This window comes from Micromonospora sp. NPDC049101, assembly GCF_040648675.1.
GTDB lineage: Bacteria > Actinomycetota > Actinomycetes > Mycobacteriales > Micromonosporaceae > Micromonospora.
In genome coordinates, this window is sequence record NZ_JBEZED010000031.1 from 17,017 (window position 1) to 31,376 (window position 14,360).

9 protein-coding genes and 1 pseudogene are annotated in these 14,360 nt (G+C 68.3%); 9 read left to right on the forward strand and 1 reads right to left on the reverse strand.

Going from position 1 to position 14,360, the window contains the following annotated elements; genetic code table 11:
- Positions 1 to 15: 15 nt before the first annotated feature.
- Positions 16 to 6,519 (forward strand): RHS repeat-associated core domain-containing protein, encoded by a 6,504-nt coding sequence (locus AB0B57_RS30935; RefSeq protein WP_357077762.1) that lies wholly within the window; start codon positions 16 to 18, stop codon positions 6,517 to 6,519.
- A gap of 1,387 nt (positions 6,520 to 7,906) precedes the next feature.
- Positions 7,907 to 8,257: a hypothetical protein gene (locus AB0B57_RS30940; protein WP_357077765.1), complete on the forward strand. Its 351-nt coding sequence runs from the start codon at positions 7,907 to 7,909 to the stop codon at positions 8,255 to 8,257.
- A gap of 121 nt (positions 8,258 to 8,378) precedes the next feature.
- On the opposite strand, the gene AB0B57_RS30945 is transcribed toward AB0B57_RS30940, so the two are convergent.
- Positions 8,379 to 9,374: an LPXTG cell wall anchor domain-containing protein gene (locus AB0B57_RS30945; RefSeq protein WP_357077768.1), complete on the reverse strand. Its 996-nt coding sequence runs from the start codon at positions 9,372 to 9,374 to the stop codon at positions 8,379 to 8,381.
- Positions 9,375 to 9,804: 430 nt separating this feature from the next.
- On the opposite strand from AB0B57_RS30945, the gene rsmD reads away from it, so the two are divergent.
- From rsmD to rnc, 7 genes and pseudogenes are all read left to right on the forward strand, one after another.
- Positions 9,805 to 10,368: a 16S rRNA (guanine(966)-N(2))-methyltransferase RsmD gene (gene rsmD, locus AB0B57_RS30950; RefSeq protein WP_357077771.1), complete on the forward strand. Its 564-nt coding sequence runs from the start codon at positions 9,805 to 9,807 to the stop codon at positions 10,366 to 10,368.
- Entirely contained in the window at positions 10,365 to 10,847 is a 483-nt protein-coding gene (gene coaD / locus AB0B57_RS30955) for a pantetheine-phosphate adenylyltransferase (protein WP_357077774.1), read from the forward strand. The genes rsmD and coaD overlap by 4 nt, the downstream gene beginning before the upstream one ends.
- A gap of 272 nt (positions 10,848 to 11,119) precedes the next feature.
- Entirely contained in the window at positions 11,120 to 11,617 is a 498-nt protein-coding gene (locus tag AB0B57_RS30960; protein WP_281899866.1) for a hypothetical protein, read from the forward strand.
- A gap of 110 nt (positions 11,618 to 11,727) precedes the next feature.
- A complete protein-coding gene (locus tag AB0B57_RS30965) occupies positions 11,728 to 12,291 on the forward strand; it encodes a YceD family protein (RefSeq protein WP_110562455.1) in 564 nt (187 codons plus the stop codon).
- 5 nt (positions 12,292 to 12,296) lie between these two features.
- Entirely contained in the window at positions 12,297 to 12,470 is a 174-nt protein-coding gene (gene rpmF / locus AB0B57_RS30970) for a 50S ribosomal protein L32 (protein ID WP_252416735.1), read from the forward strand.
- Positions 12,471 to 12,584: 114 nt separating this feature from the next.
- The gene (locus AB0B57_RS30975; RefSeq protein ID WP_357077779.1) at positions 12,585 to 13,571 is read left to right on the forward strand and encodes a phosphate acyltransferase PlsX; all 987 of its coding nucleotides are present in this window, start codon (positions 12,585 to 12,587) and stop codon (positions 13,569 to 13,571) included.
- Positions 13,568 to 14,275, forward strand: a pseudogene (gene rnc / locus AB0B57_RS30980) (ribonuclease III); the annotation flags it as partial. The gene AB0B57_RS30975 and the pseudogene rnc, both read left to right, overlap by 4 nt.
- Positions 14,276 to 14,360: the final 85 nt, after the last annotated feature.

The following is a 14,360-nucleotide window of genomic DNA, read 5'->3' on the forward strand; positions in this document are numbered from 1 at the left end:
CTGTGGAGGTCACCGGTGAGATCCCGCTCGTACCGCGTTCGCGCGGTGCTCGCGATGCTGGTCACGACCGCGCTCGTCGTCACCATGCACCAGCAGCCTGTCATCGCGGCGAAGCCGAAGCCCTTCACTCCGCCGAAGGCCGCGGCGCAGCCGAGCGTCCCGGTGCGGAAGGTGTCGGCTCTCCCGTCACCGGTGAGCCACCTGCCGCAGGCGGGGAGCCTTCCGGCACCGGTGTGGCCGTCCGCCGGTAGTGCCGACGCCGCGCTCTCGGCGCCGACGGGCTCGCCGGTCTCCTTCCGGCCGCCGGCGGCGTCGGTAGCGGCCAGGTCGGGTCCACCGCCGTCCCGCATGCACCTCGACGTGCTTGACCAGAAGGCATCGGCGCGAGCGAACGTGGCCGGTCTGCTGTTCCGGGTACGGCGTGGTGACGGCGCAACTGCTGCGGCTCCGGTCGGCGTCGCGGTGGACTACGGCAGATTCGCCACCGCGTACGGCGCCGACTGGTCGAGCCGGTTGCGCCTGGTGCGGCTCCCGGAATGCGCGTTGACCTCGCCGGAAAGCACGCAGTGCGCAGGCAGTGAGGTGCCGACCCGCAACGACACGGTGGCGAAGCGGGCCACCGCCGACATCGCGGTCGGGGGCGATCAGTTGCTGGCGCTCACGGCGGCGCCGTCCGGCCCGGCCGGCAGCTACGGCGCCACCAAGCTGTCGTCGTCCGGGACCTGGTCGGCGGGCGGGTCGTCGGGCAACTTCTCCTGGTCGTACCCGATGCGGGTGCCGCCGGGGATGGGTGGCCCGATGCCGACTGTCGAACTGGGCTACTCGTCGCAGGCCGTCGACGGGCGGATGGCCTCCTCGAACAACCAGCCGTCCGAGGTGGGCGAGGGTTTCGAGCTTTCCACGAATGGCTTCATCGAGCGCCGTTACAAACCCTGTAGCGATGACACCACGAACGGCAACAACGCCGGCGACGCCGACAAGCACGCCGATGACCAGTGCTGGGCCACCGACAACGCGTCGTTGAGTCTGAACGGTTCGGGCGGCGACCTGATCAAGGACGCCAGCACGGCGAACCTGTGGCACCTGCGCAACGACGACGGCTCGCGGATCGAGCACCGGACCGGCGCCGACAACGGAGCGCTCAACGGTGAGTGGTGGGTCGTCACGACGGCGAACGGCACCCAGTACTGGTTCGGCCGCAACAAGCTTCCCGGCTGGACCACGGGCGCCACCACCAGTTCGACCTGGACGGTGCCGGTCTTCGGCAACCAGAGTGGCGAGCCCTGCCACCAGGACGAGTTCAAGGCGTCGTCGTGCACCCAGGCGTGGCGGTGGAATCTCGACTACGTCGTCGACCCGCACGGCAACACCATGTCGTACTGGTACAAGACCGAGTCGAACAACTACCAGTCCACCACCACCAAGGTCCACTCGTACGTCCGTGACGGCTACCTCGACCACGTCAGCTACGGCACCCGGGTCGAGCCAGATCTGGCCACCGGCAAGGACACGATCTTCACCGGGCATGCGGCGGCGCAGGTGACCTTCGGCTACGGCGACCGCTGTCTGAACGACTGCGGCACCCACGACGCCAAGCACTGGCCGGACACCCCGTGGGATCTGGACTGCTCGAGCGGCACCGCGTGTGACGCCCGGATGCCGTCGTTCTACAGCACCCGGCGCCTCAGCACGGTCACCACCAGCACCTACGACGCGTCGAGTGGCAAGTTCCGCAACGTCGAACAGTGGGCGCTCACCCACGCGTATCCCGACCCGGAAGACGGCACGCGGGCCGGCCTCTGGCTGGAGAAGATCAGCCACACCGGCCTGGTGGGCACGACGACGACGCTCCCGGACGTGACCTTCACCGGTAAGGCCAAGGCCAACCGGGTCGACACCGTCGACAACTCGCCGCCGATGAACTGGATGCGGCTCACCGACATCAACACCGAGACCGGTGCGATCGTCCACGTCGACTACCTCGACTCCGACTGCGTCGCCCAGAGGAACGTGCCGACGTCGCCGCAGAACAACACCCTGCGGTGCTACCCCGTTCGCTGGGCACCGCCGGGCTTCAGCGAGAAGACCGACTACTTCAACCGGTACGTCGTTAACGAGGTCACCGAGACCGACAAGACGGGTCGGTCCACCCGTGTCCTGCACCACTACACCTACATCGGCGACCCGGCGTGGCACTACACCGACGACGACGGCCTGATCTCCGACGACGCCAAGACCTGGTCCCAGTGGCGGGGGTACGGCAAGGTCGGCGTCACCACCGGCGACCCGGGCGGACAGACGTACACCGAGTCGACCTTCTTCCGTGGCATGAACGGCGACCACCTGCCGAGCGGAACCCGGTCCGTGTCGGTCACCGACTCGCAGAAGGGCTCGGTGCCGGACGAGGACGCGTACGCCGGCATGACCCGCGAGACGCGCACGTTCCTCGGTCCCGGCGGCCCCGAGGTCTCCGGGGAGATTCACGACCCGTGGCAGTCGGCACCCACCGCAAGTCGGACGATCAACGGGGTCACCGTCCACGCCCGCTTCGTCAACACCGAGGGCACCCATTCGCGGGTCACCCTCGATCACGCGCCGTGGGTCCGCAAGACCTACAGCAGGAGCACGTTCGACGAGTACGGCATGGTCACCAGGGAGGACGACTACGGCGACGAGGCGGTGACCGGCGACGAGCAGTGCACGGCCACCACGTTCGAGCCGCGGAACACGTCGGATTGGCTAGTGTCACTGCCGCACCGTGTGCAGACGTACGCGCTGGAATGCGCGAAGACCACTGGCACCGTTGCCGAGGCCGACGTGATCGGCGACGGGCGCACCCTCTACGACGGGCACACCTACGGCGTCGCCCCCAGCAGAGGCGACGTCACCAAGACCGAACAGATGAGCGCGTACAACAGCGGCAGCCCGACGTACGTGCAGGTGACCCGTTCCGCATACGACGACCTCGGCCGCGCGGTCGAGTCGTGGGACGCCCTCGACCACCACTCGGCGACCACGTACACACCCCTGCGCACCGGTCCCGTGACCCAGACCGTGGACACCAATCCGAAGGACTGGCAGACCACCACGACTGTCGAACCGGCGTGGGGGCTGGCCACCTCGACCACCGACGTCAACCTGTTGAGCACCAACCTCACCTACGACGGCCTCGGCCGGCTCAAGAAGGTGTGGCTGCCGGGGCGGAACCCCGCCTCGGACACCCCCGATGTGGCGTACGACTACCTGATCCGCACCGATGGTGTGAACGCGGTGACGACCAGCCACCTGAACCCCAAGGGTGGTGTCACCAAGTCCTACAGCCTGTACGACGGGCTGCTGCGGCCGCGACAGACGCAGACCGCGTCACCCAAGGGCGGCCGGATCCTCACCGACACCTTCTACGACGCCGCCGGTCGGCAGGTGCTGGACTACGGCGCCTACTACGACAGGACCGGAGGGCCCGGCACCGATCTGGTGCAGCCGCTGATCCGCGAGGACGTACCGAACCAGACCGCGACCAGGTACGACGGTGCTGGCCGACCCGTCACCTCCATGTTCACGCCCAAGGGGGCTGAGCGCTGGCGGACCACGACTGTCTACGGCGGCGACCACACGGATGTCGAGCCACCCACCGGCGCGACCGCGACGTCCACCTGGACCGATGCGCGCGGCCGGACGGTGCAGCTGCGCCAGTACCCGACCCGTTCGGCCACCGGCACCGACTTCGACCACACCGACTACAGCTACAACCGCCGCGGTCTGCTCGACTCGGTCACCACGCCCGACGGCAGCAAGTGGGCGTACGGCTACGACCTGCGGGGGCGGCAGACCAGCACGACCGATCCGGATGCCGGCAAGGCAACCAAGAGGTACGACGTCGCCGGACGGCTGACCGGCAGCACGGACGCCAACTCGGTCTCCCTCACGTACACCTACGACGCCCTGGACCGCAAGACGGCCCTGTACAAGGGCACCAGCCCCACCTCCAGTGGGCAGCTCGCCCAGTGGGACTACGACGAGGCGACCTTCGCCGACGGAGTTACCCCGGTCAAGGGGCAGCTCTTCCAGTCGAGTCGAATCGACTCCAACCGCCGCTACGTCAAGGCCGTCAAGCAGTACGACGAGCGCTACCAGCCGCTGACCAGCAGCGTGACGATCCCCAACGCGGAAACCGGAATCGGCGGCACCTTCGTCTTCGGCTCGGGGTACAACCCGGACGGCAGTGTCAGCGGGCTCAGCTACCCGGCCACCGGTGACCTGCAGGCGGAAAGCGTCCTGAACCACTACACCGACTTCGACCAGCCCCTCAGTCTGACCGACCTCTACGGCAACTCGTCCGAGGCGAGCATCGTCTCCGACAGCCAGTACGACGCTCTGGCCCACGCCACCCAGTACACGCTCTACACCGGCATGTTCAGCAGCACCGGCTCCCGCGCGTACCTGTCCTTCGAGACCGACCAGACCACCGGACGGCTCAACGAGATCAAGGTGCACCGCGACGGCGTCACGCCCAACACCGTCACCGACACGCACTACACCTACGACGACGCCGGCAACGTCACCAAGATCGCGGACGCGCCCACCGGCGGCGGCTACACCGACATCCAGTGCTTCACCTACGACCGCTACCAACGGATCCAGGACGCCTGGACGCCGAATGCCGACGACTGCTCGGCGCCCACCGCCGCCGCGCTCGGCGGACCCGCGCCGTACTGGCAGAGCTACAGCTACACCCTCGGCGGTGCTCGGCAGCAGCTCACCGACCACGCCACACCGAACGGCGACGTCAAGACCGATTACCAGTTCAGCGACAGCGCGCCCTCCGATCCGAGCGCCGGGCAACCCCACGCACTGCGTGGCACCACCACGACCGACAACAGCGGCACGCGGAGCGCGACGTACACCTACGACAAGGCCGGCAACACCAAGACCCGCCCCGGACCGAACGGAACCCAGACCCTGATCTGGGACGCCGAGGGTCACCTCCAAAGCTCCACCGACACCGCCGGCACGGTCAGCTACCTGTACGACGCCGACGGCAACCGCCTGATCAGTCGAGACACCACCGGCCGGACCCTCTACCTGCCGAACGAGGAACTCCGATACACCAACAGCACCGCGACGGCGGCGTGCACCCGCTACTACCCGTTCGGCGGGGGAACTGTCGCCCAGCGCACCGCGAAGGGACTGACCTGGCTGGCAAGCGACCACCAGGGCACCCAGGACGTCACACTGGACGAGAAGACCCAGGCGGTCGCCATCCGCAGGCAGACCCCGTTCGGCACGGCACGCGGCCAGGCGACCCCCTGGGTCAACACCAAGGGCTTCGTCGGCGGCACCGCGGATCCGACCGGTCTGACGCACCTGGGCGCCCGCGAGTACGACCCGTCCCTGGGCCGGTTCATCTCGGTCGACCCGATGCTCAACACCAGCGACCCGCAGTCGATGGAGGGCTACGCGTACGCGGACAACAGCCCGGTGGTGCACGCGGACCCATCCGGCCTGATGATCGTCTCGGACGGCGGAGGATTCGCCACCGGCCCCCCGGCCGCCACCGCACCCGACCCAGCCCAGACGAAACCATCGCCCACGAAGCCGCCCAAGCCCAAGAAGTGTGGCTGGGGCTGCAAGCTCAAGAAGCCGTTCACCGCGACCGCCAACTGGGTCGACGACCACAAGGCGACCATCGCCGGAGTCGCCGTGGGCGTGGCCGTCGGTGTCGGCTGCGGCTTTGCCATCGGTTGGACCGGGGCCGGAGCGGTCGCCTGCGGAGCCCTCGCCGGCGCCGCCGGCAACATGGTCACGTACGCCATCGAGACCAAGGTCGAACACAAGGGCAATTTCAGCCTCGGCGGCATGCTCATCCAGGGCGCGGTCGGTGCGGTCGTCGGCGGCGTCATGGCCGGCCTCGGTTCGGTAGCCGGCCAAGCCCTCAAGGCCGGAGTGTCGTCACTGCTGTCCGGAGCAGGTGCGCGGGCCGCAGCAGCGGCCGGTGGCACGGCGGCGAAGAAGGAGGCCGGCGCGATAGTTAGCGGCCTCACCCGAAACGCCTTCACCAAGTCTGCGACGAAGGCTGCCCAGGGGGCTTCGGCAGCCCGCTCCAGCAGCATGGCCGGCGAGTACGATCCGGCCGCGTGGAAGCCGACTGTGACCCACGAGAACGGGGCGACGGGCATCGGCAATGATCCCAATACCGCTGCGGCCCTGCGATTCGCGCCGCGTCTTCCCGATGTTCACAATGTAGTGATCCATGGTAACGCTGACGGGTTTGCGAACGGAACTACGGCCCGAACTGTGGCGGATGCCGTCAGGGCAAATCCGAGCTACAAGGAGGGCCAACCCGTCTGCCTGATCACGTGCTACGGCGGTAACATGACCTACTCGATGTTCCGGGAAATGCGCGCCGATGTGTCCGGATACACCCAAAAGCTCTTCGTCAATCCTGATGGAACGTTCGCGGGTGGTGGTGAGTGGCAAGGCTATAAGATGGAGAGTGATTCGTGGCTTCTCGACGATTGAGATACTTCGGATTCTATGACGACCTCGGATACTCCGTGGGTAAAGCCGTAAGTGTCGGAAATATCGAGCGTTCGGCGTCCCGGGACAAGACTGCCATCGTTGCATATCTTCGCTCCGGGGTGCCCTTAGTGGTTGTGCCTGGCAGTGTCCGTGATCCCTTGGCTTCGATGGATCGTGCAATCACAGGCGGAGAGAGCGTCCTAACGGATGGTGTGTGGGTCTGGCCCCGGATAGTGGCAGAGTTGGTAGATGTGCATGACCTCGCTGTTCCCGGTGATTTTCACGCACACATGGAAGCGTCCGCTTTCACTCCACCTCTTCTGACTGAGGGCGAGGTGCGCGACGTCTTTGTCGATGCCAAACAGGCGCTTTCGTTTGAACCACGTGTCGGAACGGCACGGGAGAGATTGCTAATTCTCGACGTGCGCGGTGTTCATGATGGTGCCGTTGTCTGTACGGCACGAGCAGAGGGAGGGCCGCTTCGTGAGGGGCGGAAATTGTGGAACCATCCTTATGGTGATGCCCTGACGATCGCTACGATAACTGGTTCCGCTGGCCGCTTGGATCACCTGTCTGACGGTCAGACGGCCAGAGTGACTCTTGCAGGTCCCGGGTTCGGCCACGTTGCAGCGGGGGCAGTTCTGGTTGTTTCAGAGGAATGATCATCACTCTGTATGCGGCGGGCCAGGCGGCGCGCATCACTAGACTTCGCCAGCACTGATCAAGTGCTCGGCCGGTCGCAGGGTGGGTTGACGCCTAAATTGCACCTAGGCTGCGAGCGGGGCAGAATCCTTTCGCCTTCGTATTGGCCGCCGTCAAGCAGGCAGTCCGCAGCGGATGTTGTTGTGGCACAAGCAACTCGGGCAAGGAAATGCCGAAATGCGGCCTATAACAAGGCAACTGGTGAGTACGCGGCTGTTGCACTTTCCTTGCAACGGGTGGGCTGGGACCTGCTATACTTGCGCGTTGAATGGTGACTTCTGCAAGTCCTGCAAGGCGTTGTTCCGCTCAACTCCGAGATGCTCTTTCTGCCAGATCTCTTGATTACTCGGGAACAAGTTTCACACCGACCAGGACGGCGTCTGCCGAGAGCCCGGCTCAGCCAGCTGCCGTAGCGGGCGACTGCGACGAATGTGCCGCGGTCAGGAGGGCCGCGCTGGCGTTCGACGGGCTCTACGGAGGGCTTTCGGTGGTGTCGCTGGGCGGGCCGCTAGAGGGCCGGGTGACGTTTGGTGCCGACGCTCGCAGCATCCCGCGACACCGGGGACGGTGCGGGAACATCTTCCGCTGCGGTGACCACCCCTCGATCCAGTGTGCCATCGCCGCTGCAGCTGACGGGACTCTCGGCTGTTCCTGGTCTGGAGAGTTCACTCCACTGTTCGATTCTGTGGAGTCGTTCATCGAGAACGCCGCGGCGTGGGGCGACGTCCAGGGATGGCGCTATGTGGCAGTGGGTGACCTGCCACTGGACGTCGTGCTGGATGCTTTCGACGAGCTGACTGCAGACGTCCGAGCCTCGGGGCAGTTCTCTGGTTGGTGGACCGCCCAGGACCTGACAGTGGTCGCTCAGCGATATTTGAACCCGGCAAGGAGCAGGCGCCCGCAGGTCTCCGTCGTGGCGAGGACCCGCGGGGCGCAGGAGAAGGCCCGGCATCGCCTTGCCTCGGCGGGAGCGGAAGAGGTTGCCTTCAAGGCAGCCGAACTGAGCGGAACGGTGTCCACACTCCGCCTTGACTGACCTTGGCCCATCAAGGACTGTCCAGAGGCGGGCCAGAACGAGGAATTGCCCTCCGACAATGACCGAGGGCGCGTCGACCAGATGGTCGACGCGCCCTCAGTTTCTGTCAGAGCGTGTTGTCTCAGGCGGTGAAGCGGACCCGACGACGACGCGCCATCACGAACAGACCAGCACCAGCGGCGAGCAGCACCACGGCGCCAGCGATGATCCCGCCGGTCGCGGCACCGGTCAGCGGCAGCGCCGGCTCGTCCTTGTCGCCGCCGCCCTGGCCGCAGTTCGCCGGCTGGGTGTACGGGACGGTCTCCGACTCCTCGACCACGTCGTACTTGACCGTGACCTTGAGGCCCGGGTACGCGTCGAAGCTGACGGACGTGGTCTTACCCGGCTCGGACGCGAGCGTCTTGGTGACGCCCTTCTCGGTGGTCATCGTTGCCGAGAAGGCGATGCCCTTGGCCGGGTTCTTGACGGTGAAGGTCATGTTGTCGCAGGTCTGGTCGAGCTCGAACGCGGGCTCTTCCCCCTCGAGCGGGGCCGACGGCGTCGCCGACGGGGTTGCCGACGGCGTCACGGTCGGGCTGGATGCCGACGGCGACGGGGTGACCACGGGCGACTTGGTCGGCGTCGGCGAGGTGCTCGGCGAGGGGGTGGGCGACCCGGTGGGCGTCGGGGTGGGCGACGGCGACTGCGTCGGGCTGCAGTTCTTGCTGGGTCGAGCGGTGACCGTGCGCTCCCCGTCGTGGCTCGTGCCGTTGCGGTCCCAGTGCGCAGCCACGGTGAGCTCGATCTTGGGGATCTTGCCCTTGAAGGTGTGGGTCTGGGTGCCGGTCAGCGGGCCCTCACTCTGCTGCTCAAGCTTCGCTCCCAGCGCCAGGCTGCCGGTGATGTCACCCGGCATCGTGGACTTGAGCTTGGTGATGAAGCCGTAAATGTCGGTTTCGGTGCTGATCACGGACCACTTGACGGTCACCGTGCCATCCTTGGCGGCGCAGTAGCTGCCAGAGGGCTCGGGGTGGTGCGCGGATGCCGGGCCGGCGAACGTCGCTGCGCCGGTGAGGCCGATCAGCGCGCCTGCGGCGATGGCCGCGATGCGCCGCAACGGAGACTTGGGGAGGTTCAACGCCTGCTCCTGGTGAGGGGGGTACGGATCGCGTGCGGTGAGGTCGGGAGGCGGGGCGACCGGGTAGGTCGTCTGCTCACCGGGACGTCGCGACGCGGGGGTGTTCCCGCGCGAAGCGGGGACAGAGGGTGACTGTACTGACGAGTCATGAATGAGGGGAGTTCTCATCATTGCCATTGGGCAATGTAGTTGATTCGTGATCTTTGATGAACGGAAGGTGGTCAACTGATCACTGAGGACGGGGTGGTGCCCATGGTCGGCTGGCGGCTCCGCAGTGGACCGGGCGGCGGCGACAGAGGTCAGGGGCGTTTCAGACGCGACGGACGCCGTCAAGACCCGGCGGAGATGTCGTCCGGGGTGGCGATACGGCGGTGCTGGTCGTGGTCGGCGCCGGCTCGCGTAGCGTCGCGGGCATGAGCAGGAGGAGACGGTGACCCGGATCGTGGCCGGGACGCTCGGCGGGCGGCGGATCGCCGCGCCCCCCGGCGCCGGCACCCGACCCACCTCCGACCGGGTCCGGGAGGCGCTGTTCAGTGCCGTCCAGGCCGAGGTCGACCTCGACGGCACCCGCTTCGCCGACCTGTACGCGGGCTCCGGTGCGGTCGGGTTGGAGGCGCTCTCCCGGGGTGCCCGGCACGTCCTGCTGGTGGAGTCCGATCCGCGGGCGGCTCGGGTGATCCGGGAGAACGTGGCGACCCTGGGCGTCGGCCCGGCTGTCCGCCTGGTTGCCGGGAAGGTCGCGACGGTGCTGGCCGCCGGCCCGGACGGCGGGCCGTACGACGTGGTCTTCGCCGACCCGCCGTACGCGGTGCCGGATGCGGAGATCACCTCGCTGCTGACGACGCTCGTCGATGGTGGCTGGCTGGTGCCCGATGCGCTGGTGGTGGTGGAGCGGTCCAGCCGTACCAGGCAGTTCGACTGGGTGGAGGGGATCACCCCGGACCGCAGTCGCCGGTACGGCGAGACCACCCTTTGGTACGGTCGCCGATCATGAGACGTGCGGTGTGCCCCGGTTCGTTCGACCCGGTCACCAACGGACACCTCGACATCATCGGGCGGGCCAGTCGGCTCTTCGACGAGGTGGTGGTTGGCGTCCTGGTGAACCAGTCCAAGAGTGGCCTGTTCACCGTCGAGGAGCGGATCGACATGCTCCGCGAGGTGACCTCGTCGTACGGCAACGTGCGGGTCGAGTCGTTCCGCGGGTTGCTTGTCGACTTCTGCCGGGCCCAACAGGCCAGTGTGCTGATCAAAGGCCTGCGGGCGGTCAGCGACTTCGACTACGAGTTGCAGATGGCCCAGATGAACATCGGGCTGGCCGGCGTCGAGACGCTCTTCATGCCGACCAACCCGCTCTACTCGTTCCTCTCCTCAAGCTTGGTCAAGGACGTGGCGAAGTGGGGCGGCGACATCTCCGCCCACGTGCCCGACCCGGTCCGCGAAGCCCTACAGGCCCGCCTGGGCCCCCGCCCCTGACCCAAACCCCACCCGCACCCCACCCCGGCGATCTTGCAGTTTCGGTCGCCGGTTCGTGGTTTTTGCGGCAGTTGTCGCGGCAGAACGTGCAAGATCGCGGGCGGGGCCGGGGCTGGGCGGCGGGGCGGCGGCAGTGGGTGGCGATGTCGCGACGCGCCGGATTGGGGTGGATGGGGCTTGTGTGGGGCGAGCACGACATGATTGGTGACGCGGGGAACGGCCGTAGCCCGCATCATGGAGGTCGGCCGAGGAACGACAGGAGTGAGGTACCGGTGGACCCGCTCGATCGCATCGACGAACTGATCGCCATGGTGGAGCAGGCCCGCTCCGTCCCGATGTCGCGCAACAACTGCATGGTCGACCGGGGTGAGATGATCGCTGCCCTCGACGAGATGCGCGCCGATCTCCCCGCCGACCTGCGTCGCGCCGCCGCGCTCCTGGAGGAGCGCGACAAGATCATGGAAGCCGGCAAGCGCGAGGCGGACCGGATCATCAGCGAGGGTGAGGCAGAACACGCCCGCCTGGTCTCGGTGAACGAGATCACCGTGTCGGCCGAGCACGAGGGCGCCCGGATCATCGCCGAGGCCCGGGCCGAGGCCCAGCGCCTGCGTGAGGAGGTCGACGACTACGTCGACACCGCCCTGGCCAACTTCGAGCAGTTCCTCACCCGGGCGCTGGCCTCGATAGAGCGGGGCCGGGACAAGATGCACGCACTGCGGGAGATCGGCACCTTCGGTGGGGATGAGGCGGAACGCCCGCTACCCTTCTGAGCGGCACCTCACCAGCCGACATTCTCGCCCGGGTGTCGCCCCCGGTTCGACGGTCCGGCGGTCGCCCAGGTAACCTTTTTTGTCGGCCTCTCACCGGCCGGAGTCTGACTATGCCCAAGCACTCGCCATCGACACTCAACCCCAGGTCGCCGCTGGTCCTCGACACGAGGGACCTGCCGCGCCGCCCTGGCGCGTTGCGTGAGGTCCAGCGGGTCGTGCCGGCACCGGCGGACCTCGGTGTGGAGTTGATCGGCGTGCCGGAGGGCGCGGACCTCGACCTCGATCTGAGGTTGCAGTCGGTGTCCGAGGGCGTGCTCGTCTCCGGGACCATCACCGGTCCCGTCCGGGGCGAGTGCGGCCGTTGCCTGCGCGAGATCAACGACTCGATGGGCGTGACGATCCAGGAGCTGTACGCGTACGAGGACAGCACCACGGACGCCACGACCGACGAGGACGAGGTGGGCCGGATGCAGGGCGATCTGATCGACCTGGAGCCGGCGCTGCGGGACGCGTTGGTGCTCACGCTGCCGACCAACCCGCTCTGCCGGGAGGACTGCCCAGGGTTGTGCCCCGAATGCGGGGCGCACTGGGACGATCTGCCGGCCGACCACAGTCACCAGCAGATCGACCCGCGTTGGGCGGGCCTGTCGCAACTGACCGTTACAGAGGAGTAAGAACCGTGGCCGTCCCGAAGCGCAAGATGTCGCGCAGCAACACCCGGTCCCGCCGGGCGAACTGGAAGGCGACGGTGGTCGCGACCATCGCGTGCCCGCAGTGCAAGTCCCCGAAGCTGCCGCACGCCGCCTGCTCCGTCTGCGGCACCTACAACGGCCGCCAGGTTCTCGAGGTCTGACCTGGACGCCGAGTGACGCCCCCGACCCCAGGTCGGGCGGCGCGCGCACCCTGGCATTCGCCCGGTGCCCCGGCTTCCTCCGACGCCGGCCGGCCCACTCCGGCCGGCGTTCCGATGGAGCCGGGCACCGCGCGGATCGCCGTTGACCTCCTCGGCGGGGACGACGCTCCCGCCGTCGTGGTTGACGGCGCTCTGCGGGCCATGCGCGCCGATCCTGACCTGCACCTGCTTCTCGTCGGCCCGGCCGAGGTCGCCGACGAGCTGATCGCTGCCCTCGATCCGCCGCAACGCGCGCGGATCACGGTGCGGCCGGTCCGCGATGTCGTCGGCATGGCCGACCATCCCAGTGCCGCCCGTGCGGAGAGTACGGTCCGGGCCGCGGTGACCGCCGTACGTGACGGGACCGCCGACGCCCTGGTCTCCGCCGGTGCCACCGGTGCCACCGTCACCGCGGCCGTGCTCGGCCTCGGCCGCTGGCCGGAGATCCGCCAACCCGCGCTCGCCGCCACCCTGCCCACCGTTGCCGGGCCGGTCGTCCTCCTCGACGTCGGCGGCTCGCTGGAGCCCCGCCCGGCCACCCTCGCCCGGCACGCCGTACTCGGCGCCGCGTACGCCGCGGTGGCGCACTCGATCACCGCGCCGCGGGTCGGGCTGCTCTCGGTCGGCACCGAGGCCGGCAAGGGCGACCGGGTCCGCCGGGCCACCGACCCGTTGCTCGCCGTCGAGCCACTGCCCGGTGGGGCGCGCTACGTCGGCCTGGTCGAGGGGTACGACGTGACCCTCGGTTCGCGCGTCGATGTGGTCGTCACCGACGGCTTCACCGGTAACGTGCTGCTCAAGGCCATCGAGGGCGCGTACGCGATGGCTGGTGGGCCACCCGCGGAGGGCGGCGCGCCCCGCGCGGCCGCCCTGCTGGGCGTCGCGGGGACGGTGGTCGTCTGCCACGGTTCCGCTCGCGCCGACGACGTCGCCTCGGGCATAGCTCTCGCCGCCCACCTGTGGCGGCGGCGCGCCACCGATCTGGTCTCGGCGTTGCTCGACGGCGACGCCGCGATGGACCGCACCGACCGCTCCACCGACACCGAGGTACGCACATCATGAGCAACGACAAGCGGCGGCGGGCGTCCGTCGGTCATCTGGAAGCCGCGTTCGGCGTGAGCCTGGAGCCCGAGCTGCTACAGCGTGCGTTGACCCACCGCTCGTACGCGTACGAGAACGGGGGGCTGCCCACCAACGAGCGGCTGGAGTTCCTCGGTGACTCGGTGCTCGGCGTGGTGATCACCGCCGCGCTCTTCCACAACCATCCGGACCTGCCGGAGGGGCAGTTGGCCAAGCTGCGGGCCAGCGTGGTCAACATGCGGGCGCTCGCCGACGTGGCCCGTGGCCTGGGCCCGGACGGCCTCGGCGCGTACCTGCTGCTCGGTAAGGGCGAGGAGACCACCGGCGGCCGGGACAAGGCGAGCATCCTCGCCGACACGCTCGAAGCGCTGCTCGGCGCGATCTACCTCCAGTACGGGCTGGACACCACCGCGATCGTCATCCACCGGCTCTTCGACCCGTTGATGGCCGAGTCGGCCGGTCGGGGCGCCGCACTGGACTGGAAGACCAGCTTGCAGGAGCTGACGGCGGCGCTCGGGCTCGGCGTCCCGGAATATCGGATCGAGGGCACCGGCCCCGATCACCTCAAGACGTTCACCGCCTGGGTGGTGGTGGCCGGCAACCGGTACGGCGGCGCCGAGGGGCGCAGCAAGAAGGAGGCCGAGCAGCGGGCCGCCGAGGCCGCCTGGCGGACGCTCGCCGAGCAGAACGGCCAGGCCGGCGCCGACGGGCAGGCCGGGCGGGCCAGCGCCGACGGCGGAGCCAGCGCCGACGGGCGGGCCAGCGCCGACG